Below are 24,953 nucleotides of genomic sequence, written 5' to 3' on the forward strand. Positions count from 1 at the left end.
CTTTGTGAAATAGTAAAGACTCATTTTCTTACCTCCTCAATACATTTTTGTCTCCTATTTGTTATCCATTTACATAGTAAAATTCAACTTTCACATTTTCTTCACAAGTTTATCATTTTGTATTTTTAAAGAAGAGTGTGTTTTTTTTATACAGGTGTCTATTTTTTACAAAAAACAAATCCATACAATTTTTGCCAATTATATACAATAAAAAATCACCCAATTTTTTCTCTTTTAGAATTTATTTTTATACATTTTCCACAATTTTTTAGTTGTTTATATATTTTCTTAGTCGAGCGATACATTATTTAATGTAACTATGAACAAATTTGTTACTCCATAAAAAAAGATGCTGTTTCGATAGCAAATTAAATTTGCTATCGAAACAGCATCTTATATTAAATATTATATATATTACCAACGGTCAAAAGGTATAAGCCCACATAAGTTTACTCATAAGTGTGTGAAAGACCTTTGGCATGCCCCTTTATTCACCTGAAATTATCCATGGTGCAGGCTGTGCAACAAATACACTGTCCTTATCTGTCTTTGAAACAGATATCTGCATTACTTCAGACAAATTAACTCCATGTTTCTTGAATAAATATGGAATATCTGAAAGTATATCAAGCTCTAAAGTATATATTATAATTTTCATGTCTGGATTTATCTTTTTAAGTGTTACAATATCCTGCTCAATTGTATCCTTTTGTGCAACTAGAAAAGCAAGTCTTGGAACCGGCTTATCCTTTAATGCTTCTTCTGTTAAATCCGATACTATTTCCACATTATGTACTCCAAATTTTGCTGCATTTTCTTCCATTGAAGCAAGTGAACCTTTATCTCTTTCAACAGCAATTACCACACCTTCATATGCAACCATTGATGCTTCAATTACAATACTTTCACCACTGGCTATAAGCACTGTATCCCTTACATCCATTTCTAACTTATTCATAATTACGGAACGTATTTCGTGTCCAACATATTTTACACTACCTGTTGAAAAGTTTTCATTTTTCATTCCAAATATCATAGACTCACGTGTATTTTCATTTACTACAAAAATAACTGTAGGTCCACTTATATTTACATCCATGAGTTCAAATACTTTACAGTGTTTCATTTCACCCGGCTCATATCCTTGTCCGTAATACATTTCATAATCGCCGTATCCTGCTTCCCATAATTTATAAAGCATATTTTCATTTGTTTCATCAGCAAAAATCAAAACTCTCTTATGAGTTGCTATTGTTGCCAATACATTTCTTCTTTTGCTGCATGTATTTAACAACTTAATTTTTTCCGGACTTATCTGCAACATATCTGCAATATATCCCATCCAATCCAACATCTGCTTGCTGGAAAATTCTACTTTTTCTGCCATTATTGTACCTCCATTAGTTGTTTTTTAATCTTATTTTTAGCAAATGAATATCTTACTGCATTTGCATAAATTTCACTTTCTTCATTATCCGTAATGTCAAATTTATTTCTTATTAAGTTCATCTCATGCCCCATGTCCGTTCCGCATATTGCCATATCATCTGTATTAATTGTAACAGGAATTCCTAATTTCATAAACTCTCTTATCGGAAAATCTTCAATCTTTTCAATTGCTTTTGTCTGCAAATTACTTGTAGGACACATTTCCAAACATATTTTTTTCTCTGAAAGTGCTTTCATAAGTGCCAAATTCTCTACACTTCTTACTCCATGTCCTATTCTTTTTGCGCCAAATTGAACTGCTTTTTTTACACTTTCTGCGCCATCGGCCTCCCCTGCATGTATAGTAAATGGTACATTTAATTCGGTTGCAAGTTTAAAAACATCAATAAATTGTTCTGTTTTATATAATGCCTCAGCTCCTGCTAAATCCAGTGCAACTACTCCGTAATCTTTATTGCTTTCTTCATTTATCAAATACTCTTTTGCAAGTTTAACTGTTTCTAAATTCTGTTCTTTGTTATCAGCCATTCTCATACAACATAAAATAAGATTACATTTCAAATCAGACTTCTTTAATCCGTCCAAAGCACTTTCAATAACTTCCCTCATAGTCAAACCTTTATCCATATGAAGTTGTGGTGCAAATCTTATTTCCGCATATACTACACCTTGTCTTTTTATGTTTTCCTGAACCAGATAAACAGCTCTCGCTATTCCTTCTTTTGTCTGCAATAAACTACAAGGTAATTTAAAGCATTCCAAAAACTCATTTAAACTTCTACAATCTTTAGAAACCATAAGAGCTTTTTCTAATTCACGTTCGTCTTTATATGGAAGTTTTATTTTCTGCAATGCTGCCAAATCTTTTGCTATATCAGGCGTAATTGCTCCATCTAAATGAAGATGCAACTCAATATATCTTTTTTTCATATCCGCACCTATCCTTTAATATATAATGCCCCTCCCTTTTGTCAGTGGCTGTTTAGCGTAAACACTTATTAAAATGAACTTCATTCATTTTGTTTCCTCTTTTCTTTAATTATACTCCTAAATAATTATTTGTTAACAAAAATTTGTTAACAAAATATTGTTATTTTATTTATAAACTATAGTTATGATATTATTGGGTTTTGTATAAGAAAATTTATTATTTTTTGGCGGGCATAAATTTTAAAGAATACTCTTATATAGACATAACATATTTATAGGATTTTAGCTTTGTCTTTTTTATAATTGATATATATAAATTACCCATACATCTACTTAAAATTCTTAGGAGGATTTATGCTGCAAATTAAAAATATTTCAAAAAAATATACAACCGGTGATTTTGTGCAAACTGCCCTCAATAATGTGAGTTTGAATTTTCGTGACAATGAATTCGTTGCAATCTTAGGGCCTAGCGGTTCCGGTAAAACTACATTACTTAATATCGTTGGAGGTCTTGACCGATATGATACCGGAGATTTGATTATAAATGGAATTTCCACAAAAAAATACAAAGATAAAGACTGGGATTCTTACCGAAATCATACTATAGGATTTGTATTTCAAAGTTACAATCTTATACCTCATCAATCCATTTTATCAAATGTTGAATTGGCGCTTACAATTTCAGGAATTTCAAAAAAAGAACGCAAGGAAAGAGCTAAGCAGGCTCTTACGGATGTGGGGCTTGGTGAACAGATTCACAAACGTCCAAATCAGCTTTCAGGTGGTCAGATGCAACGTGTTGCAATCGCCAGAGCTTTAGTTAATAATCCTGATATTTTACTTGCTGATGAGCCTACGGGAGCATTAGACAGTGACACAAGCGTTCAGGTTATGGAACTTTTAAAGGAAGTTGCTAAAGACAAACTTGTCATTATGGTTACTCATAACCCTGAACTTGCAAATCTCTATGCAAACAGAATTGTCAGAGTAAAAGACGGTCATATATTAGATGATTCTAATCCATTTGAACTTAATGACAAAAAAATAGCTCCGCCCGAGCATAAAAATATGGGTAAATCGTCAATGTCGTTCTTGACTTCTCTTGCCCTTAGTTTTAATAATTTAAAAACCAAGAAAGGGAGAACATTTTTAACTGCATTTGCAGGCTCAATAGGAATTATTGGAATTGCATTAATATTATCGCTTTCAACAGGTGTCAATCAATACATCACTGATATTCAAAAGGATACCATGACTTCATATCCAATAACCATAGAGCAAAAAACCTTTGACCTTTCCAGCATGATGAATGCCGGCGAACAGGCTTCTAAAAAGAAAGTTAATCATAAATTAAATGCTGTTTTTTCAAATGGAACAGATATTATGATGACAAGTAAAATGGCAACAAGTATTAGCGAAAATAATTTGACTGAATTTAAAAAATATCTTGATAATAAGGACAGTGAAATCAACAATTATGTTGGTGAAAACGGAATAGTCTATTCTTATGATGTTCCATTTTCTGTATTTTCTTATGATTCAGACAATACTCTTGTAAATACTAATGGAAGCACATTTTCAAATTCTAATTCTAATACAAGTTCAATTGCCCAGATGAATGGCAGTATGTCAGTCTCAATGAATGCGGATATGAGTACTTCTATGAGCACCGATATGATGACAGGAAATATAAATAGCAGTCCATTTACTGAAATGTTATCCGGCAAAAATGATGAACTCGTAAGTGATGTCATAAAAGATAATTATAAAGTTGTATATGGTGACTGGCCTAAAGCTTATGATGAAGTTGTTCTTGTTTTAGATAAAAATAATGAAGTATCACTTACTACTCTTTATTATCTTGGGCTTTTACCATCAAAAGATTATAAAGATATTTTAAAGCAAATTAATAAAGGGGAAGAAGTCAATCCGGAAACTTCCAAGATATCATATGAAGACATATGTAATCACAACTTTTATTTAATTGCGGATAGCGACCTTTATCAGAAAAATAGATCTGATTTATTTAAATATGTTGGCAATGACAATAATAAAGTTGAAGAATTACTAAAATCAGGTATTACTTTGAAAGTTTCAGGTATCATCCGACAGACTTCAGATGACTCATCTAATATTCAAATATCAGGAAGTGTTGGCTACACTAAGGCTCTTACTAATTATTTAATTAATTATGGAAATAAAAGTGATATTGTTAAAGCTCAAAAAAATAGTCCTGACGTAAATGTATTAAACGGTTTACATTTTAATCCGGACAATGACAGTATAAAAATTGATGATGCCAAAACTTATTTGTCAAACCTTTCTACATCAGACAAAGCAAATATGTGGAAATCCATGGCAATGACTGCATATGCTGATTCTCCTGAGCAGATTCAAATGCTTGATTCAATGACTGAAACCCAGTTAGCTGCCATGCTTGATTCATATTTAGAGAATCCTAAAGATGAAGAAATGCTTTCTATATATGATAACTATATAGATGTTGGAAGCTATGATGATAATATGAAAAATTTTGGATACGTAAGCCTTGGCGCTCCTTCATCAATTAGCATTTATGCTGATACATTTGAAGATAAGGATTCAATATCTGATTGTATTGACAAGTATAATAAAGATGTAAAGGACGATAAGGATAAAATAACATATACTGATTACGTTGCTTTACTTATGTCAAGTATCACTACAATTATTAATGTAATAACTTATGTATTAATTGCTTTCGTTGCAGTTTCTCTTATAGTTTCATCTATTATGATTGGTATTATAACTTATATATCTGTACTTGAAAGAACAAAAGAGATTGGTATTCTTCGTGCAATTGGTGCATCAAAGAAAAATATTTCTCAGGTATTTAATGCTGAAACATTTATTATAGGACTATTCTCCGGAATTATAGGTATAGGAATAACCTGTCTTCTACTGCTTCCTATAAATGCAATTATTCATGCAGTTACAGACTCAACTAATGTAAATGCATTTTTACCTGTTCAAAGTGGAATTATACTAATTGTTTTAAGTGTTATTTTAACATTGATTGGCGGATTTATTCCTGCTAAAAAGGCAGCAAAGAAAGACCCTGTTGCAGCGTTGAGAAGTGAATAAATTAATTCTTAAAATATCTGTGATTTATATATATGATAAACACTTTTATACTAAAGCCCGGGGCGTTGTCCACACTCCGGGCTTTAAGTATATTTCAGACTAAAACATCATCTTTACCAAATTCTTATCTTTCATAAAATTGCTCATTTCATATAAAACAAGCACATCTGTTATATTATTAGATTCTACAATACTTTGAAGATTTCCACTAAAATATCTGTAATCCACAATTGTAATTGTGTTATAATCTTTTAATAAAAATGGTGTAAAACTATTTGCATATGAATCTTTTATTATTAACAAATTTTTATCGTTATTTGCCTCATTGTTTTCAATACTAACTACACCATAATTTCCACCAAAGAATACCTTGTATTTATCTTTTTCTTTTAATTTATCTATATGGTAAATTTCTGATTTTTTACCATTAATCATCACATTACATTGGGGAATATTTTCTGCTATTTCTATCGAATCGCCTTTTTTCTTTTTATCAAGAACCTTTGAATATAATGTTCCATAAAATTTATCTGTCACATTTTTCATTTCCAAATTTTCATAAGGTTCACTTTCAATTCCCTCCACTTTACAAAATTCATTATAAGCAATAAATGCACCTTTAGTTGTCCAATGGTGGTCTGTCTTATAATAAATATAATCTTTGGATAATTTCTTCAACGCGTCATATGTGTTTACGATTTGAGTATTATTGTCTGCATTATTTGTAAATTCCTTCTCTGCTATTTTTTCATAATAATTATAATCATAAACATCTGCATATTTGGGTAATTTATCAGTTAATATATTTCCGGAACCAGGAATTAACATTACATAACTTTTAAGTTCTTTATTTTTATTAAAAAATGTATTTATGTATCTTATATTATTTTTCAGCTGTTCTTCACTCACATCTTCATTTGTTATTTTTTCAAGATAATAACCATCTTTTCCAATGTAAGCTCCTTCTATATCCTTAATTCCCGTTAACTCTTTAGCCACGCTCCTTAAAGTAATCAATTTTTCTCTTTCAGGAATCTGGTCACTAATAAAATTTTCTAATGACTTTTGAAAATCAGTATTTTCTATATTGCTTAAACTAATTTGGGGTCTTTCCTCTAAATATCTGTTTTCATTCTCCGAAAAGCTTCTATCCTTTGTGGCAAAAATCTCTATTCCCGTTCCGGCAAGAATAAGTACCATCACAATGACAAATATACAATTTATTTTTCTCATATTTTCACCTTTTAATGTTCTTCTAACAAGACTTACATATTAATACTAATTTTTTCTTATAGTATAAACACATATCTCTATTAAAAATATACTTACCCTTTCCTTTAAAATCTAAAATATAAAAACGGGTTATATGAATCTCCTACTAAAAATGCAACACATATAAAGAACAGAATTAAACATGCCACATTACTTACAATTAATTTAACATTATTTGAAACATTCATTTTAATTGCAACCTGACCTACAATATATTTTGGTAATTTTGTGCTTGCTATAGCTGCAATTATTAAAATAACTGCGTATGATCCTATATAATATAAAGACATTTCTCCAAGAAACGGAGTTTTAATTCCAAACATTGCCTTAAAGAATGTACCCATTTCTGATATGTCAGTACATGCAAATATAACCCAGCCACATACTATTAAAATCAATGAATAGATATGTTTTAAAATATTTGGGCATTTATTTAACACTTTTTTTAACACAAATTTTTCCAAAACTAAAATTATAAAGAAATATAATCCCCAACAGACAAAATTCCAACCTGCACCATGCCATAATCCTGTTAAGAACCAAACTATAAATAAGTTAAATATCTGTCTTGGAACTCCTTTTTTATTTCCACCAAGTGGTATGTACAAATATTCTCTAAACCATGTTCCAAGAGTCATATGCCACCTGCGCCAAAACTCAGTAATGCTTTTTGACTCATATGGATAGTTGAAATTTTCAGGAAATTTAAATCCAAACATTTGCCCTAAGCCAATTGCCATATCCGAATACCCTGAAAAATCAAAATAAATTTGAAAAGTATATGCGATAGCTCCTACCCATGCCATTGATGTAGTGATTGAAGACATTGCCGATATTTCGTCCCATAAATTTCCGACCTGATTTGCTACGAGTATTTTCTTAGAAAGTCCAACAATAAATCTTCTAAAACCATTTGCAATATCATCTATATTTTCATTTCGTCTGGCTATCTGATTTTCAACATCACTATATCTTACAATCGGTCCTGCTATCAATTGCGGGAACATGCTCACATACATTCCAAAATTTATTATATTGTGCTGAACTTTAACTTTTCCAAGATAAACATCTATTGTATAAGATAATGTTTGAAATGTATAAAATGATATACCTATCGGAAGGGCTATCTGCAATAATGATACAGATGCACCAAATAAATTATTTATATTTGTAATTACAAAATCCGTATATTTGAAAAATGCCAGTATTCCCAAATTTACAACTACTGACATTATAATTACAATTTTACAGATTTTTTCATTATGCTTTTTTCTAAATGTTTCTATCAACATTCCATTACAATAGTCAAATGCCGTTGAAAAAATCATTATTCCAACATATATCGGTTCACCCCATGCATAAAAAATAAGGCTGAATACAAATAGTACTGTATTTCTTAGCTTTCCAGGGCATATATAATATACTGCCAATACGATAGGCAAAAATAAAAACAAAAAAACTCCGCTGCTAAATACCATATATTTTTCCTTTTTTATTTAAAGCTATCTTCAAATGCTTTCTTTATTTCACTTGCATTATCACTTACAATTAAAACAGCATAATCATCTTTAACAAATATCTGTGCATCATTTGCTCTGTCTACCTGTGTTGGGTCATAACTTTTGTAAAATGCAATTCTGTCCTTAATATGTTTTTCAAGGCTCTTTTTTGCTTCATCTACGTCTTTGCTGTTTTTAACTCTGATAACAGCAACCTCTTCAGCCGTTCCTTCCTGTGCATAATCTAAAAAATATTTGTCAACCTTACTGTAATCCATATCCGAAAGATACGCAAATAAATCTTTTGTATTATCTGAATCAGAATTTACTGCTAACATTGTTGGCATATCTGTGTCTGCTGCCATCATTGTTTTTTCAAGTTTAGTCATATCTATTTTATTATTGTTATTTCCACATCCAACCAACTGAATTGCAAATACACACACTAATGCAATGTTAAATATTTTTTTAATAAACTTATTTTTCATATTAATATTTCCAAGGTGCCATTACAGCACCTTGGACTCCTCTCATTAAAATCTTTTATGTTACCAGAATCAAAAGACCTAAGTTCACATAAGTTTTCTTATTCAGCTGCTACTGATTCGCTTTCATCAGCTGCTCCTTCATTTAAGCTTTCATTCTCTATTGCTTCATCTGATGAACCAATTGTTCTTGAATTACTTGTTATGTCTCCTAAATCTTCGTCTTCCATTCCTGACATTTCTGCAAAATCACTAAAAGCTTTATCTACAGCTTTGTTAATCTTCTCAGTAACCTTATCTGATAAATTATCCATAGCTGATGTATCGTTATAAGATGAGATATATACAGCCATTACTTTATCGTCATTGTCTGCATCAATCAAATTAGCTGATAAATTATAACTATCTGTAACATAATTTGAAATCGACTGTACAATTGCATTTATTATGCTGACTTTTTCATCATCTACATCCTGTCCTAAATTATAAGCGAGAAAATATTTCTTATCTTCGATTGCTTTTTTTATTTTCTTTGGAAGTTTATATACATCATCTAATTTTTCATTATTCACTACTGCGTAGTTATATTTTGTTCCTGTTGCTGCCGGGAAGAAATCTGTATTCCATTCATAATTGTCACTACATTCTTTATCATTCATATTAAAATGTGAATAATTTGGACTTCCTGCATCTGAATAAATATCTGTATGATACCATTCACCATCAAGTTTTACTTCATCCCATGAATGGATTCTGTCAGTTGTATGTACTACCTTACATTCAATATCCATCATCTGCATAAATAATCTGAAAGTTGTTGCATATCCTACACAAACCGCTGTTTTAGATTTTAAAACACCATTTGGAGTTGCTGCGTTCTGACCTGATGTTGGAATAACAGACATCATTCCTGAATCATTTTTTATATTTTTTACCATCCAATTGTACACAGCAAGTTCTTTTTCATAATCTGACATTCCATCTGTTATTATTTCATCAAGAACTTTCTTAGCCATATCAAGAGTATCTTTATCTTCTTTATTTAAAGAATCTTCTTTTCCTTCTTTATATGCATCAGAGATATTTTTTGTTGATTTAATTGTGTATTCGTCAGCAATAACAACATCATCTTCCTGTGCCACATCCTCATCTTTTGCAAGGGTACTGTCAACACTTGTCTTTAATCCACTGACTTTATTAAACATTACAGCACTTAATGTAATACTTGCTCCCATTCCTACTACCAGTACAGCTAAAATACCCCATACTGCAATCCATTTTTTCTTTTCCATGATTTACTCCTTTTTTGTAATCTGAATTTTAGATAACGCGGTAAAAACTCTAAAGTCTCAATGCTTCTTTTTATTTATAATCACATTATATTATTGTAATGGTGCATATATTGTTATGAAATTTTTTAATTTTTTCTTAAGTACCTATAACAATGATATTACTTATATTACATATTTTTTATACATTAGTTACGTGAATAATTGATTTTTATACAAGAGTTACGTGAGTAAATAGATTTTAATAAAAAAAGAAATATGATATGATTTCAAAGTAAACGGCTCTAAACTTTATATTATGAAAAGTTTAGAGCCGTTTATTTTATCAATTACTTTTAATCACTGCAAATTACTTATCTGTTTTATATTTTTTGTTTGTTTTTTTATTATACTCACTGCATTTTCATATAACCAATGTATTCCCAAAGGCATTGCCACTCCGGCAACATACTATATAAAACCAAAACGGACTTATAATCCAGGCTCTTGACAAATCAATTGACTGGTCTTTTTTTACAATTAATATATAAATCAATATTGCTATAACAAATGAGTCAATAATGCTAATATATAGTGTTCAAACTTAGACAGAACGAAGCAAAATAGGCACATTGAGAAAAAAACACCGGAATAAACCAAAATGCCAATAAAAACATCCCCGGACTCGCAAAGCCAAAACCATTTATCATAATTGTAAGAATATCTCCTAAATTCATATACTTTGACTGCGACATTCCTATTCCCTTCATTATATCTATTAAATAGTTTCTCTGTGTATCTTTCATTTTTCTCCTAAAAGTAGAAATATCAATCTCACGTCTTAAACTAAAAAATAACTACTAAAAGCATCTTAAACTGTTCCTTACCATAAACTGCATGTGGATGTTTTGCTGGCATTACAATTGATTCTCCTTCATGAAGTTCATATTTTTTTCCATCAATTGTAATTTCCCCAACTCCGTCAAGACATGTTACAAATGCATCTCCGCCTGATTCATGAGTACTTATTTCTTCACCTTTATCAAATGAAAATAATGTAACACTTACAGCATCATTCTGTGCAAGAGTCTTACTGACTACCTGTCCTTCCTGATAAGATACCTGTTCTTTTAAAGTCAGAACTTCTGCTTTACTAATATTTTTAATTAACTGTTCCATTTAATTCACCTCTTATATTATGCTACTGCTTATTATTTGCATTTGCATAAAAAATATTAATATTATTCTTTTCCATCCCAGCAATATGTACATAATTTACATTTATCTATTCCTACTGAATCTAACATATCATCTAATCTGTTAAATTTTAATGATGTGAAGTTAAGTTCTTTTCTGATTTCTTCAACCATACATTCATATTTTTCAGAATCCGGATTAGCATATTCTTCTAAAACTTCATCTGTTACATTTCCATTTTCAAGTCTCTCTATAACTCTTCTTGTAATTAATTCCATTTCTGATGATGAACGTGAGAAATTCAAATATTTACAGCCATATAATAATGGTGGGCATGCAGGTCTTATATGTACTTCCTTAGCACCACTCTCATATAAAAATTCTGTTGTTTCTCTAAGCTGTGTTCCTCTTACAATTGAGTCATCAATTAATAAAAGGCTTTTATCTTTAATTAATTCTTCTACTGCTAACAATTTCATTTTTGCAATTAAATTTCTCTTACTCTGAATTGTTGGCATGAATGATCGAGGCCATGTTGGTGTGTATTTGATAAATGGTCTTGAAAATGGGATTCCTGATTCATTTGCATAACCAACAGCATGTGCAATACCTGAATCTGGTACACCTGCTACAATATCAGGCTTAACATTATCTCTCTGTGCCATCTTCATTCCACAGTTATATCTCATCTGTTCTACACTTACACCTTCATATGAACTTGCCGGATAACCATAGTATACCCATAAAAATGTACAGATTTTCATATCATTACCTGGTTTTTGAAGAGTTATGCAATTGTTTTCTGTCATAACTACAATTTCTCCAGGACCTAATTCTTTATAATCTGTATATCCTAAATTTTTATAAGCAAACTTTTCAAATGACGCACAAAATGCACCTTCTTTTCTTCCGATTACAATCGGTGTTCTTCCGTATTTATCTCTTGCAGCATAAATTCCTGCATGATTCATAAGTAAGATTGATAATGAACCGTCTATTTTTTCAAGTGCATAATTCATTCCTTCGATAAGGTTATCTTTTTGATTTATAAGTGCAGCAACAAGCTCTGTAGCATTAATTTCTCCACCACTCATCTCCTGAAAATGTGAATGACCTTTGTCAAATAACATCTTTGTAAGTTCATCCATATTGTTAATCTTACTAACTGTTGTAAGTGCATATGTACCATGATGTGAACGTACAATTAATGGCTGTGGTTCATAATCTGAAATACAACCAATTCCGTATTTTCCCTTCATCGTCTGTATGTCTTTATCAAATTTTGTACGGAAAGGAGAATTTTCAATATTATGAATTGAACGATTGAATCCGTCTTCTCCATAAACTGCCATTCCACCACGTCTTGTTCCTAAATGTGAATGATAATCAATTCCAAAAAACAAGTCAAAAACGCTATCTTCTTTAGATGCCACTCCAAAAAATCCACCCATTAGTTATTACCTCGTATTCTATAATATATTTTACTTTTGTTTATCACCGTCTGCATTTTTAGACGGGATTCTAATCTCAACCAATATATTTTAGCAGAAAAGTTTATAAGGTTCTACTGTTTTGTAGCATAAATAGTAATTTTAATAAACAGTTTTGAAATATTTCCAACCAAGCATTTTTACTATTTATGGTCTGAATGTTTTTAATGCTTCTATTGTCTGTGTTATCAAATCATCCAATGTCCAACCAAGCATATCTGCTCCACGCTCTCTCATTATCTCCTGTTCTTTTATGCAATGCTCCTCCGGATACATTTCAAAATCAAGATCATATAAAATGCCGTTCCTACAAATAAGTAACTGCACATTATTGGAATTGATTTTATGAAGGCTGTTTCTATTTCCTTCTTATTCATCCTTTTTTTCTCCGTTGTTTTTCGGGAGATCATATGTATCTAAGAAATGATGTTTAACACCATCTTTTTTATATGCAACAACCGTATCTAAATTTACATTTTCTATACTCTTAAAAATATTTCCTTCTACATATGGATTTGTCTGCTTTAATGTTTTTATAAGTTCTTTAATTTCAACTCTCTTAGATCTGTTTTCTTCATTATTGCAGGTAGTACATGTATCGGTAAATTTGCATGCACACTGGATGAATCTTAAATTATTATAATCTCTCCACGCCTTAATATCATCTTCTCTTACAAGATATAATGGTCTGATTAATTCCATTCCCTCAAAATTTGTACTATGAAGTTTTGGCATCATTGTCTGAATCTGTGAGCCATAAAGCATTCCCATAAGAATTGTTTCTATTACATCGTCATAATGATGTCCTAAAGCAATCTTATTACAGCCTAATTCCTGAGCAAAATGATATAAATGTCCTCTTCTCATTCTTGCACACAAATAACATGGTGATTTTTCCACATTAAAAACTGACTCAAATATATCTGATTCAAATATATGAATAGGTATGTTTAACTTTCTTGCATTCTCCTCTATGACTTTTCTGTTAGCCGGGCTGTATCCCGGATCCATAACTAAAAATTTAACATCAAATTCAAATTTATTATGAAGTTTTAATTCCTGAAAAAGCTTAGCCATAAGCATTGAGTCTTTTCCACCTGAAATACATACCGCTATTCTGTCTCCCTCTTTTACAAGTTCATACTGATTAATTGCTTTTGTAAATTTGCACCAGATTTTTTTCTTAAACTTCTTACGAAGGCTTTGCTCAACATCTTTGCTTATATCCTCTGCTTCCTGCTGTTTCATCATATCTAAAAGCCATGCAACATACCCACCTTCAAGGCTTTCAGCATCATATCCCTTTTCCACAAGATTTTGTGCTACTTCAATACTATTCTGTCCTCTGCTGCAGCAAATAATTAATCTTTTTGTTTTATCAATCAATTCACTGTTTTCTATTTCTTCTGCCTGAATAGTTATTGCTCCCGGAATTTCTCCGTGTGCAATCTCTGATTCATTTCTCATATCTATTAACTGATATTCATCAGCGTTCATGGATTTTAACTGTTCTATTGAAACACTCATATATAATCTCCTATATTAAGATTTTCTCTATTGTTTTACATTTAATCTATCAATTATAACTTACTAACATAAGCCTTATATCTGAAAAATTTTATCCAAATCAGGCATATATTTTAGCCATGATTTATCTTTTTATATTTCCTAAGTCTTTCAAAACTTCTCCTGCAATAATCAGTCCCACAACTGAAGGAACAAATGCCACACTTCCCGGAATATCTCTTCTTTCAGTGCATTTGTGCTTAGCACCCGGTGGGCAAATACAGTGAGTTCTACAGCTTGTTGCCATATCTTCAATTGGTCTCTTTGGCATTTCTTCTGAATAAACTACCTTTAATTTCTTAACCCCGCGCTTCTTTAATTCACGACGCATAACTTTAGCTAAAGGACAGACTTTCGTTTTATAAATGTCTGCAACCCTAAACATTGTAGGGTCCAATTTATTTCCCGCTCCCATTGAACTTATAATAGGTATATTTAATTCTTTAGCCTTCATTACCAAAGAAATCTTTGCCGTGACCGTATCGACCGCATCTACAATATAATCATATTTGTCAAATGGAAATTCATCTGCATTTTCAGGAAGAAAGAAACAGTTATGGATTTCTACTTCTGCGTCAGGATTAATCTCTAAAATTCTTTCCTTCATAACTTCAGTTTTATATTTGCCTACAGTCTTTCTCGTAGCAATGATCTGCCTGTTTAAATTAGTAAGGCATACTTTATCATCATCTATAAGGTCAAAATGCATTACTCCACTACGTACAAGTGCTTCACATACATAGCCACCGACACCACCTATACCAAATATAGCCACTCTTTTATTTGCCAGTGTTTCCATTGCTTCTTTTCCAAATAAAAGTTCTGTTCTTGAAAACTGATTTAACATAATTTTTCTCTCTATCTTTCTACTGTGTTTTCTAATTTAATCAATCGGAAGCCGTTTTCCTACTGTTATAATAGGATTATTATAAAATTGCATAATATTTTTGTCAACGAATAATAAGCTGCGGTCTTATATGTCCAAATCATAAAACCACAGCTTATTATTGTACTATAAAATTGGTAATTGTTATATAAAAACCTGTATTTGAATTTTCAAATAAATTTCATCAAAGTAAGAGGTTTTTGCTCCTAACATCTTTAAATATAAATAACTTTATTTCTATGCATCCTTTAAAAATGATTTATAGCATCTATACGCTTCATATACATCTGCCTTGTTTGTTACTTCCCATGGGGCATGCATACTTAATACTGCCACACCACTGTCAATAACTTCCATTCCATATAATGCCATAATATAAGCGATTGTTCCGCCACCGCCTGCATCAACTTTTCCAAGTTCCGCCATCTGGAAATTAACACCATTATCATCCATAATCTTTCGCAAATCAGCTAAATATTCTGCATTTGCATCATTAGAACCTGATTTTCCGCCTCGTCCTGTGAATTTGTTAAATACAACACCTTTGCCCATAAATGATGAGCTGTTTTTCTGGAATACGTCTGCGTATAAAGGATCAAATGCAGCATTTACATCAGACGATAACATTCTGCTGTTTGCAAGGCATCTTTTAAGTTTAATTTCACTATATTCTCCTGTTAAATTAAGAAGTTCAGCTACTGTGTTTTCAAAGAATCTTGACTGCATACCTGTTGCACCAACACTTCCGATTTCTTCTTTATCTACTAAAAGGCAGCATGATGTTTTATCTACGCTTTCCATGTCAAGCATTGCAATTAAAGATGTAAATGCACAAACTCTATCATCCTGACCGTATGACATAATCATACTTCTGTCAAATCCCATTTCTCTTGCTCTGCCTGCAGGCACTACTTCAAGTTCAGCTGACATGAAATCTTCTTCTTCCATTTCATACTGTTCTTCTAAAATCTTTAAAACGCCTTTCTTTGTTGCTTCCTTCTCTTCATCATTTAAAGGAATTGTTCCAATTAATATATCAAGATTTTCACCTTCAACTACCTTAGCAGCTTTCTTTTCCATCTGGGCAGATGCAAGATGAATAAGTAAATCTGTTACACAAAATACAGGGTCTTCCGGTTTTTCTCCTATATTTACATCAATTGTTGTTCCATCTTTTTTTACAATAACACCATGTATTGCTAAAGGAAGTGTAACCCACTGATATTTTTTAATTCCACCATAATAGTGAGTATCTAAATATGCCATTCCTTCTTTTTCATATAAAGGATTCTGCTTTATGTCCATTCTTGGAGAATCCACATGAGCACCTAAAATATTCATTCCTTTTTCAAGTGGCTTATTTCCTATGTTAAATAAAGCAACTGTCTTATTCATGCATACAGCATAAATTTTATCGCCCGGCTGTAAAGTTTTATTTTCTTCCATCGCCTTTTCAATACTTATATATCCTTTTTCTTCTACTCTTCTTACTGTGTCTTTTACACATTCTCTCTCAGTTTTACACTCTGACAAAAAATTAATGTAATCTGCATTTAACTGCTGTAATTCTTTCATCTGTGCTTCATCATATGTCTTCCATGCATTTTTTCTTTCCATATTGCTCATTCCTTTCCAAATCTATGTTCAAGACTTTTAAATCTTTTTCTATTTTTATTCTGCCACCATTTTAGAAGAATTATTTATACAAGTCAATATAAAGCACTATCCCCTTTTTTATAATTAACATTATTTCAGCGATACATTATTAAAAAAAATATATTCAAAAGTCATAACTCTTTTATAAATAATAATAGGAGGGCGTTGTTTTAGCGACGTCCTCCTTTATTTTATAAAAACAAAATATCAAATATGTGTATGAAATAATATTTATATATTAAACAAACACCAATTATTCCTTTATTATATTTTTACTGCAGAAATATGATATTAAGAAATATCCACCATATATTACAAGTAAAATTATTGCTGTCATACCAATTGATGGTCCAATCATTTTCGTTCCAATAAAATCAAGTATTTGTTTTGAAAACATCATTCCAAATATCGAATGAACAATTGCAAGTGCTAATGGGAATATGAAAAACAAAGCTGTCTGTCTGAACAATGCCTTATTAATCTGTTTCTCATCTGCACCAAGTTTTCTAATCATTCTACATCTTTCCACATTATCTGCACTTTCTGATAATTCTTTCAAAGCCAGAATTGCTGCACCTGATATCAGAAGAATAACTCCAATGTAAAGACCTATAAATGCACCTATTGCTCCAATACCAACTGCACTGTCTATAATATTATTTTTAGTATTAACCATTGGTACCATATAATTCCATCTAGTCTCATCATAAATCTTTTCTACTTTCTGTTCAAATTTTTCTACTTCTTTCTTATCATCCATAGAATAGTTAGCTGCAATAAATTCTCTTATTTTATGATTTTCATCAACTATGCCATCAGGAACAATTATTATTCCTGTATTTGAAGGATTTCCTGACATTTCTATAAAACCTTCTTGGCATTCCTTGTATTTTGGTATTAATTCATTACCAAATACATTAATTTTCACTCCTGCCTTTAACGATTTATTTCTTAATTTTATCATTGGACTATAGTCACATAAAACAATATACTCATCATCATTTAATTCAATAGTATCTTTTCCGTAAAATCTTGCAAGTCTGTTATAATCGCTAACTTTTACAATGTTCTCCGATACCTCAAGCATTGTCGGAGAATCATCCTTTTCATCATTGTTTCCTAATGTGTCATTCAATGTAACATTTTCTGACTGATAAATATATAAATCTACATATTCCTTTAAATATGGTTCAATATTATAACCGTTTTCCTCAAAAAACTGAAAAATACTCTTATTAGAACTTTCAACTTCCTTCTTACCATATCCGTCTTCTTTGCTTAAATTTACAACTTTATTAAAGTTAATATCAGCCGGTACTCCCTGCTTTAAACTATCATTTAATGAATTCCTAATAGATAACCCACTTGAGAGTACACAAATTGTAATAAATAACATTAAACTTATTATTGTCATTGAAAATACATTCGTATTTACCCTGCTGCTCATTTGTCTGAAAGTAAATGTATTTAATCCTTTATAATAAATTCCTTTCATTGATGAAACAACTTTAAGTAATAATCCCGAAACTGACCAGAAAAATAGAAATGTACCAACACATCCCATTACAATATAAATTGCTAACTGTTTTCCGTTTGTTATTTTACTGTATCCTGCAGTAACGTTATAATATGCTATTATAAGCATTACAATAGAAATGGCGAAAATAATTCCACAGATAATAGGATTTTTTAATTTAATTTTCTCAGTCTTTCTATTACCCTGAAATAAATCAATTAATTTGCATTTATTAATACTAAAAGTATTAAATATAATTACAATTACATATATCAATACAAAATTTAAAATGGTCTTTATACAAGCCTGACTTGAAAATACAAATTGATATTTTGACATGTCAGCCTGGAACATACTTGCTACCAGAAAACTTGTAAACTGAGAAGCTCCTATTCCAATAATTATTCCGACTACTAATGAAATAATTCCGATAATTAATGTTTCAAAGAATAGAATCAACGAAACTTTTCTCTTTCCCATTCCTAATACCAGATAAAGGCCAAACTCTTTATTACGCCTCTTCATTAAAAATCTGCTTGCGTAAATTACAAGAAATCCTAATACACATGCAATGAACACACTAACCCATGACATAATCTGTGTTAATAATTTGACTATTTCCCTTGTGTCATTTGAAATTTTTAACATTGCCGACTGTGTTTCTATTGCATTAAATATATAAAATATTGCAACACCTAATATCAAAGTAAAAAAATAGATTGCATAGTCTTTCATACTTTTTTTAATGTTTTGAAATGATAATTTATAGAGCATCGCTTAAGTCACCTCCTAACAAAGTAACTACATCGATAATCTTATCGAAAAATTCCTTTCTTGTATCATCACCTCTATTTAATTCATTGAAGATTTTTCCATCTTTTATAAATATTACTCTTGATGCATAACTTGCTGTAAATGAATCATGAGTTACCATTAAAATTGTAGCTTTATAATATTTATTTAAGTGCGAAAATCTTTCAAGTAACATCTTTGCTGACTTTGAGTCTAATGCTCCTGTTGGTTCATCAGCTAATATTAATTCAGGATTTGTAACAAGTGCTCTTGATGAAGCAACTCTTTGTTTCTGACCTCCTGACATCTGGTATGGGTACTTATTTAAAACTTCTTCTATTCCAAGTTGTGTTGCAACTTTTTTTACTGCTTCGTCAATCTTTGTTGCGGGTACATTCTGGATTGATAATGACAAAGCAATATTTTCATAAGCTGTTAATGTATCAAGTAAATTAAAGTCCTGAAAAATAAATCCTAACTTTTCTCTTCTAAATTTATTTAACTTGTTGCCTTTTAAGTTTGTTATGTCTTCACCGCCTACAAATATATGTCCGCTTGTCACCTTATCAATTGTAGAAATACAGTTAAGTAAAGTTGTTTTTCCACTTCCTGAAGCTCCCATTATGGCAACAAATTCTCCTTCATCCACGTCAAATGAAATATTGTCTATTGCTTTTGTAAGATTTAATTTGTTTCCGTAATATTTTTCTATTTGTTCGATTCTTAATATGCTTTCCATATTTAAATCTCCTTTCACATTTTTTATACTGACATAATTTTATATGAAAAACACATATTAGTCGTTTTTTTAATATTACATAACATTACAATTTTGTAATGTTACCATTTTAAATTATTTTCCTAAACCACCGTGTCAAAATAATCATTCTTTCCAAATGTTACTCTGACTTCAGTGTATTTTCCTTCCTCCGATTCAATATCTATTTTATGTCCAAGCCGCTCGCACAGTCCTTTCGCAATATAGAGACCCATTCCTGTTGATTTTGCATATTTTCTTCCATTTTCTCCTGTAAATGACTTGTTAAATACACGTGATAAATCTCTTTTTGGTATTCCAATTCCATTGTCTAGGATATGCAGTACAACTCCCTCTTCACTTTTTTCACTATATATTTTTAATTCTTTTTCGCCATGGTCTTTCATGTATTTAAATGAATTACTCATTATCTGATTGATTATAAATTCCATCCATTTGTTATCTGTAACTACTTCGTTTTCGACATCGTTGACAGAAAAATTAATTCCATTTTCAAGAATCATATCTTTATTTTTCATTGCCACATTTTTTATCAAAGACTGCAGAGAAACTTTTGTAAATTTATAATCTTCCTTTGCATTTTCTGACCTGACAAAATAAAGAACCTGTTCCGTATAGTCATCAATTCTCTTAATCTGTTCTACATATTTTTTATTCATTTTATCATTATGACACATAAGTCTAAGACTTGCTATCGGGAGCTTGACCTCATGAACCCACATTTCCACGTAGTCCTTAAAATCATTAACACTGTTTTCATAAACTTTAACATTTTCAATCATTGATTTATTTATATCCTGTAAAACCTGATAATGAATTTGCCCCTCATAAAATGATGGTTCCTTCATTGTTTCACTTACAAAATATTTTTTATCAAGCCCATCTGTATTATTTATAAGTTCATCATAGTAATTCTTTTTTCTGAAAAAGTCCCAAAGTATAGAGAATATAAATGCAAATAGCCATAATGCTGCGTACATCACTATGGCTTCAAATTTTATTCTAAATACAGAAAATATGGAAAATGTAATTACAAAAAACATTATCCATATTATCACTACTATTTTATTGTCTTTTATATATTTGCCAAACTTCATGTTAAACAATACCCCTGTTTTTTTCTTGTTTCTATTGCATCTTTGTATCCTATCTCTGTTAGTTTTCCCCTTAATCTGCTTATGTTTACGGTAAGTGCATTATCGTTTACAAATTCATTGTTATCCCACAAATCAGTCATTAACTCATCTCTAGATACAATACGGTTTCTATTATTAAGAAGCATCTGGAAAATAATCATTTCATTCTTTGTAAGAACCAGCTCCTGCCCATTTCTGCTTATTGTTCCTTTACTAAAATTTACCTGAGCATCTTTGTAATTTGCAATATTTTTTCCACTATCTGCTCTCTTTAATATGGCTGCAATTCTTAACAACAAAATTGTTGGGTTGTATGGCTTTGTTATGTAATCATCTGCTCCATAACTCATAGACAGGACTTCATCTGTTTCACCTGTTCTGCTTGTAACCATAATAATTGGAACATCCGATGTTTTTCTTATTTCACGAAGCAGCATTTCTCCATTTATTCCCGGAATATTTATATCAAGCAATAATAAGTCTGCATTTTTTTCTAATATATCATTCTTTGCATTATCAAATTGCTCTAAATACTCTGCTTCATAACCTTCATTTGTCAGAAGCTCTGTTAGCTCCTGGCAAATTGTTTTTTCATCTTCTATAATCAATATTTTTTTCTTTGCCATTTTTACCCCTTATTTATTTTAAATAATTCTTTGCTGATTCAGTAACCGCACCTGCTGTATGAGAACTAGAAGGACCCACCATTATCGGTCCAACAATATCAAATATATCCATATTCTACTCCTAACCATATACTAACATTTTTGTTTATTATATACCCACATATCTAATAAATACAGTATTTTACCTCTTATTTTATATAGGACATTATAGTTTATACATAAAAATAATACTGAGCTAACATTAAGTAGCTCAGTATTTGTGCCTTTAGTTTTATAACATTTTTTCTTTTTTTCTTTTTTCTATTCTTCTTGTTATTCTTTTTCCAATCTTTTCAATTATCATTGTTCCGTATCTCATCATTGGTTCAGTAACAATTGCAAATACGACAAACAGCATAATGCATTTTGTTGACATTCCTCTAATTGCAAATAAATCACCTAAATATATGCTGCACAATAATAGTCCGATTATGCTTCCTCCCCATACGCACCAGCGAAGTGTGTTCATAGGTTTACTTATATTGTATAAAATCATAAATCCAACTATCGATAAAAGCATAGTGCATGCTGTAGATATATCCGTCTCGTTTACTTCAAATACCTGTCCAAATACAACCAGTGCTCCAACCACCAACACATCTGTAATTCCCGCCGGAAGTGCCTTTATTAAGACATTCGTCAGGAAACTACCCTGTATAATGTTTTTATTCGGTTGCAATGCTAAGAAGAATGCCGGAATTCCTATTGTAAACATACTGATAAGCGAAACCTGAGATGGCTCTAAAGGATAATTTATCATAAAGCACACTGAAAACAGTGACAACAAAAATGAAAATATATTCTTTACTAAAAACAGACTTGCTGAACGCTCTATGTTATTTACAACTCTTCGCCCTTCCAAAACAACTGAAGGCATTGATGCAAAATTTGAGTCAAGTAATACTAATTGAGATGCCTGAGCCGCTGCATCACTTCCTGACGCCATAGCCACTGAGCAATCCGCATCTTTTAATGCAAGCACATCATTTACACCATCCCCTGTCATTGCAACAGTTCTTCCTGCTTTCTTTAGTGCCTGCACGAACTGTCTTTTCTGGTTTGGTGTAACTCGTCCAAATACTGTATATCTAAGCACTGCTTCCTGAATGTCTTCTTCACTCTCAAGCGTTGTTGCGTCTATATATTTTTCAGCATTTTCAATTCCTGCCTGTTGTGCTACCTGCGACACTGTAATAGGATTATCACCGGAAATTACTTTTATTTCAACACCCTGATTCGCAAAATAATTAAATGTTTCAGGTGCCTCTTCTCTTATTGGATTTGACAAAAATACAAGAGCAATAGGTACAACCTTTTCTGTCAGTTCTTTTCCATTTATTTCGCCATCATATTTTCCAAATACAAGTACTCTATATCCTTCACTACTGTAATTTTCTATTTCTTCTTTATATTTTTCATAGTCATCTCTAAGGACAAATTCCGGTGCGCCTAAAACATAATTTGCATCATCAAATGCTGCACCTGAATATTTAAATTCTGACGAAAATGAACTTATTGATACTGCCTTTTTTCCTGATGGAGAATTAAAATAATTCTTAATTGCTTCCATAGTTATATTATCACTTGACATTCCTGCCGCAAAATCACTAAGCATTTCTTTAATAGATGGCATATTTTCTTTATCATATCCGTCCATTGGAACTGTACCGTTAACTTCCATTGTATTTTCAGTTATAGTTCCTGTCTTATCTACACACAAAACATTTACCCTTGCTAAAGTTTCAATGCACTTCATATCATGCACAAGAACTTTTTTCGATGCAAGTCGCATTACACTTACAACTAATGCCACGCTTGCAAGCAAATACAAACCTTCCGGAATCATTCCTATAACTGCAGCTACCATAGAAGTAATGCTCTTGCTAAATGATGCTTTCGCAAATATAAACTGCTGTCCAAAAAGCAATACTCCAATCGGTATAATTATAATACCTACAACTCCTACTAATTTGTCTAAAACACGAATCATTTCTGACTGTTCTTCGTGGTTCATTGCCTTTGCTTCTAATGTAAGTTTTGATATATAGGAATCTTCGCCTACTCTATCAAGTCTTGCATAACACTCTCCTGAAACAACAAAGCTTCCTGACATTAATAGATCCCCCGGTTTCTTTGTTATTTCATCAGATTCACCTGTAAGTAATGATTCATTTGCTGAGACCTCACCTTCAACTACGATGGCATCAGCACATATCTGATTGCCTGCCTTAAAAAGTACAATATCATCAAGAACAAGTTCTTCTGCAGGAATCTCCCATTTTTGTCCGTCACGAACAACTACTGCCTTTGGTGCATTTAATACCGAAAGCTTGTCCAAAGTATTTTTTGCTCTTATTTCCTGAAAAATACCAATGCATGTATTAGCAATGATAACCGGTAAAAATGTAAGATTTCTAAAAGAACCTGCCACAATTAATAATACAGCAAGTACCGCAAATACTAAGTTAAAATACGTAAATACATTACTTTGTATTATTTCCTGTACAGATTTTGATGGTGGATCAACCGGTTCATTTGTCCATCCATTTCTAGTATATTCTTCAACCTGTTGTCTGTTTAATCCATTATTAACGTCAGCCATGTATCTGTTAGTTTGCACACGTTCACGATGTTCTTTATTTTTTCTAAATTCTTTATCCTTCATATACGCTCCTAGATTATAATGCCATGTTCTAAAAATCTAAGCCCACATATATCTATTCATAAGTGGGCGAATGACTTTTGACGGATTGTAAGAGTTCGTAACACAGAACAATCCGTAAGCATCAAAGTCGTGTTTTTAACCTCGATATCATTTTATAACAATATTTTACCAATTTTTTTAGTTAATATCGTAAAGAATTTATTAAAATTATGTTACTTTTTTAAATAATATGGTTGTGAGACTTAATATAGAATTATCAATGTAATAAAATTAACATAAACTACTACTTTTTTTACAGTGGCAATAGATACTTTCTTAATAAAAACTGCGATAAATTTTCTGCCTTATTCAAATATTCATCAACAAGATTTGGATTAACTTTATGAGCTTTCGCAAGACTTAACATACCTATAATTCCATTCATAGGAGTTCTTATTTCATAAGACATATTTGATAAGAAGTCTGTCTTTGCCTGACTTTCTTTTTCTGCACTTTTAAGTTTCTCATTAATCTTCTGCAATTCTTCATGATAAGATGTAATATCTTTAAATTTTAAATAAGAAATTTTTATATCTAA

Annotated in this window: 19 protein-coding genes and 2 pseudogenes; 1 reads left to right on the top strand and 20 read right to left on the bottom strand. The window is 31.1% G+C overall.

Going from position 1 to position 24,953, the window contains the following annotated elements; all coding sequences use genetic code 11:
• Positions 1-487: 487 nt before the first annotated feature.
• Both N5B56_RS10010 and add read right to left on the bottom strand, forming a co-directional pair.
• Positions 488-1,387 carry a hypothetical protein gene (locus tag N5B56_RS10010; RefSeq protein WP_022088080.1) on the bottom strand — a complete coding sequence of 300 codons (900 nt, stop codon included), beginning with the start codon at positions 1,385-1,387 and terminating at the stop codon, positions 488-490.
• Positions 1,387-2,379 carry an adenosine deaminase gene (add, locus tag N5B56_RS10015; protein ID WP_260978846.1) on the bottom strand — a complete coding sequence of 331 codons (993 nt, stop codon included), beginning with the start codon at positions 2,377-2,379 and terminating at the stop codon, positions 1,387-1,389. The genes N5B56_RS10010 and add overlap by 1 nt, the downstream gene beginning before the upstream one ends.
• A gap of 354 nt (positions 2,380-2,733) precedes the next feature.
• On the opposite strand from add, the gene N5B56_RS10020 reads away from it, so the two are divergent.
• Positions 2,734-5,505, top strand: coding sequence for an ABC transporter ATP-binding protein/permease (locus N5B56_RS10020; RefSeq protein WP_260978847.1), 2,772 nt, complete (start codon positions 2,734-2,736; stop codon positions 5,503-5,505).
• Positions 5,506-5,604: 99 nt separating this feature from the next.
• Here N5B56_RS10020 and N5B56_RS10025 read toward each other — a convergent pair whose 3' ends face one another.
• From N5B56_RS10025 to N5B56_RS10110, 18 genes and pseudogenes are all read right to left on the bottom strand, one after another.
• Positions 5,605-6,738, bottom strand: coding sequence for a DHHW family protein (locus N5B56_RS10025; RefSeq protein WP_260978848.1), 1,134 nt, complete (start codon positions 6,736-6,738; stop codon positions 5,605-5,607).
• A gap of 104 nt (positions 6,739-6,842) precedes the next feature.
• Entirely contained in the window at positions 6,843-8,255 is a 1,413-nt protein-coding gene (locus tag N5B56_RS10030) for an MBOAT family O-acyltransferase (protein ID WP_260978849.1), read from the bottom strand.
• Positions 8,256-8,269: 14 nt separating this feature from the next.
• Complete coding sequence (locus N5B56_RS10035; RefSeq protein WP_022088085.1) at positions 8,270-8,764, bottom strand: DUF4358 domain-containing protein; 495 nt, start codon at positions 8,762-8,764, stop codon at positions 8,270-8,272.
• A gap of 98 nt (positions 8,765-8,862) precedes the next feature.
• On the bottom strand, positions 8,863-10,053 hold the full coding sequence (locus N5B56_RS10040; protein WP_260978850.1) for a transglutaminase domain-containing protein: 1,191 nt from the start codon (positions 10,051-10,053) through the stop codon (positions 8,863-8,865).
• 560 nt (positions 10,054-10,613) lie between these two features.
• Positions 10,614-10,835, bottom strand: a complete 222-nt coding sequence (locus N5B56_RS10045; RefSeq protein WP_260978851.1) for a hypothetical protein — start codon at positions 10,833-10,835, stop codon at positions 10,614-10,616.
• 40 nt (positions 10,836-10,875) lie between these two features.
• Entirely contained in the window at positions 10,876-11,208 is a 333-nt protein-coding gene (locus N5B56_RS10050; RefSeq protein WP_260978852.1) for a cupin domain-containing protein, read from the bottom strand.
• 62 nt (positions 11,209-11,270) lie between these two features.
• A complete protein-coding gene (locus tag N5B56_RS10055; RefSeq protein WP_260978853.1) occupies positions 11,271-12,677 on the bottom strand; it encodes an amidophosphoribosyltransferase in 1,407 nt (468 codons plus the stop codon).
• 255 nt (positions 12,678-12,932) lie between these two features.
• A pseudogene (locus tag N5B56_RS13400) lies at positions 12,933-13,019 on the bottom strand (hydrolase); the annotation flags it as partial.
• A 66-nt stretch (positions 13,020-13,085) separates the two neighbouring features.
• Positions 13,086-14,243, bottom strand: coding sequence for a PP-loop family protein (locus tag N5B56_RS10065; RefSeq protein ID WP_118565664.1), 1,158 nt, complete (start codon positions 14,241-14,243; stop codon positions 13,086-13,088).
• 124 nt (positions 14,244-14,367) lie between these two features.
• Positions 14,368-15,129 carry a tRNA threonylcarbamoyladenosine dehydratase gene (locus tag N5B56_RS10070; RefSeq protein ID WP_117910716.1) on the bottom strand — a complete coding sequence of 254 codons (762 nt, stop codon included), beginning with the start codon at positions 15,127-15,129 and terminating at the stop codon, positions 14,368-14,370.
• Positions 15,130-15,405: 276 nt separating this feature from the next.
• Positions 15,406-16,785, bottom strand: coding sequence for an aminopeptidase (locus N5B56_RS10075; RefSeq protein ID WP_260978854.1), 1,380 nt, complete (start codon positions 16,783-16,785; stop codon positions 15,406-15,408).
• A 292-nt stretch (positions 16,786-17,077) separates the two neighbouring features.
• Complete coding sequence (locus N5B56_RS10080; RefSeq protein ID WP_260978855.1) at positions 17,078-19,114, bottom strand: ABC transporter permease; 2,037 nt, start codon at positions 19,112-19,114, stop codon at positions 17,078-17,080.
• A complete protein-coding gene (locus N5B56_RS10085; RefSeq protein ID WP_022088094.1) occupies positions 19,104-19,871 on the bottom strand; it encodes an ABC transporter ATP-binding protein in 768 nt (255 codons plus the stop codon). Before N5B56_RS10085 ends, N5B56_RS10080 begins: the two co-directional genes overlap by 11 nt.
• 122 nt (positions 19,872-19,993) lie before the next feature.
• Positions 19,994-21,007: a sensor histidine kinase gene (locus tag N5B56_RS10090; protein WP_260978856.1), complete on the bottom strand. Its 1,014-nt coding sequence runs from the start codon at positions 21,005-21,007 to the stop codon at positions 19,994-19,996.
• Complete coding sequence (locus N5B56_RS10095; RefSeq protein WP_260978857.1) at positions 21,004-21,672, bottom strand: response regulator transcription factor; 669 nt, start codon at positions 21,670-21,672, stop codon at positions 21,004-21,006. The genes N5B56_RS10090 and N5B56_RS10095 overlap by 4 nt, the downstream gene beginning before the upstream one ends.
• Before the next feature lie 46 nt (positions 21,673-21,718).
• Positions 21,719-21,784, bottom strand: a pseudogene (locus tag N5B56_RS10100) (L-serine ammonia-lyase, iron-sulfur-dependent subunit beta); the annotation flags it as partial.
• Between the two features lie 159 nt (positions 21,785-21,943).
• Positions 21,944-24,376 (bottom strand): cation-translocating P-type ATPase, encoded by a 2,433-nt coding sequence (locus tag N5B56_RS10105; RefSeq protein WP_022088098.1) that lies wholly within the window; start codon positions 24,374-24,376, stop codon positions 21,944-21,946.
• Positions 24,377-24,668: 292 nt separating this feature from the next.
• A complete protein-coding gene (locus N5B56_RS10110; protein ID WP_118565658.1) occupies positions 24,669-24,896 on the bottom strand; it encodes a sensor histidine kinase in 228 nt (75 codons plus the stop codon).
• Positions 24,897-24,953 lie beyond the last annotated feature (57 nt).

It is taken from the genome of Eubacterium album (assembly GCF_025336545.1).
Classification (GTDB): domain Bacteria; phylum Bacillota; class Clostridia; order Lachnospirales; family Lachnospiraceae; genus Eubacterium_U; species Eubacterium_U album.

Coding starts and splice junctions, on each gene's coding strand:
- N5B56_RS10010 (WP_022088080.1), bottom strand. CDS start 1,387: ATGGCAGAAAAAGTAGAATTTTCCAGCAAGCAGATGTTGGATTGGATG.
- add (WP_260978846.1), bottom strand. CDS start 2,379: ATGAAAAAAAGATATATTGAGTTGCATCTTCATTTAGATGGAGCAATT.
- N5B56_RS10020 (WP_260978847.1), top strand. CDS start 2,734: ATGCTGCAAATTAAAAATATTTCAAAAAAATATACAACCGGTGATTTT.
- N5B56_RS10025 (WP_260978848.1), bottom strand. CDS start 6,738: ATGAGAAAAATAAATTGTATATTTGTCATTGTGATGGTACTTATTCTT.
- N5B56_RS10030 (WP_260978849.1), bottom strand. CDS start 8,255: ATGGTATTTAGCAGCGGAGTTTTTTTGTTTTTATTTTTGCCTATCGTA.
- N5B56_RS10035 (WP_022088085.1), bottom strand. CDS start 8,764: ATGAAAAATAAGTTTATTAAAAAAATATTTAACATTGCATTAGTGTGT.
- N5B56_RS10040 (WP_260978850.1), bottom strand. CDS start 10,053: ATGGAAAAGAAAAAATGGATTGCAGTATGGGGTATTTTAGCTGTACTG.
- N5B56_RS10045 (WP_260978851.1), bottom strand. CDS start 10,835: ATGAAAGATACACAGAGAAACTATTTAATAGATATAATGAAGGGAATA.
- N5B56_RS10050 (WP_260978852.1), bottom strand. CDS start 11,208: ATGGAACAGTTAATTAAAAATATTAGTAAAGCAGAAGTTCTGACTTTA.
- N5B56_RS10055 (WP_260978853.1), bottom strand. CDS start 12,677: ATGGGTGGATTTTTTGGAGTGGCATCTAAAGAAGATAGCGTTTTTGAC.
- N5B56_RS10065 (WP_118565664.1), bottom strand. CDS start 14,243: ATGAGTGTTTCAATAGAACAGTTAAAATCCATGAACGCTGATGAATAT.
- N5B56_RS10070 (WP_117910716.1), bottom strand. CDS start 15,129: ATGTTAAATCAGTTTTCAAGAACAGAACTTTTATTTGGAAAAGAAGCA.
- N5B56_RS10075 (WP_260978854.1), bottom strand. CDS start 16,785: ATGGAAAGAAAAAATGCATGGAAGACATATGATGAAGCACAGATGAAA.
- N5B56_RS10080 (WP_260978855.1), bottom strand. CDS start 19,114: ATGCTCTATAAATTATCATTTCAAAACATTAAAAAAAGTATGAAAGAC.
- N5B56_RS10085 (WP_022088094.1), bottom strand. CDS start 19,871: ATGGAAAGCATATTAAGAATCGAACAAATAGAAAAATATTACGGAAAC.
- N5B56_RS10090 (WP_260978856.1), bottom strand. CDS start 21,007: ATGAAGTTTGGCAAATATATAAAAGACAATAAAATAGTAGTGATAATA.
- N5B56_RS10095 (WP_260978857.1), bottom strand. CDS start 21,672: ATGGCAAAGAAAAAAATATTGATTATAGAAGATGAAAAAACAATTTGC.
- N5B56_RS10105 (WP_022088098.1), bottom strand. CDS start 24,376: ATGAAGGATAAAGAATTTAGAAAAAATAAAGAACATCGTGAACGTGTG.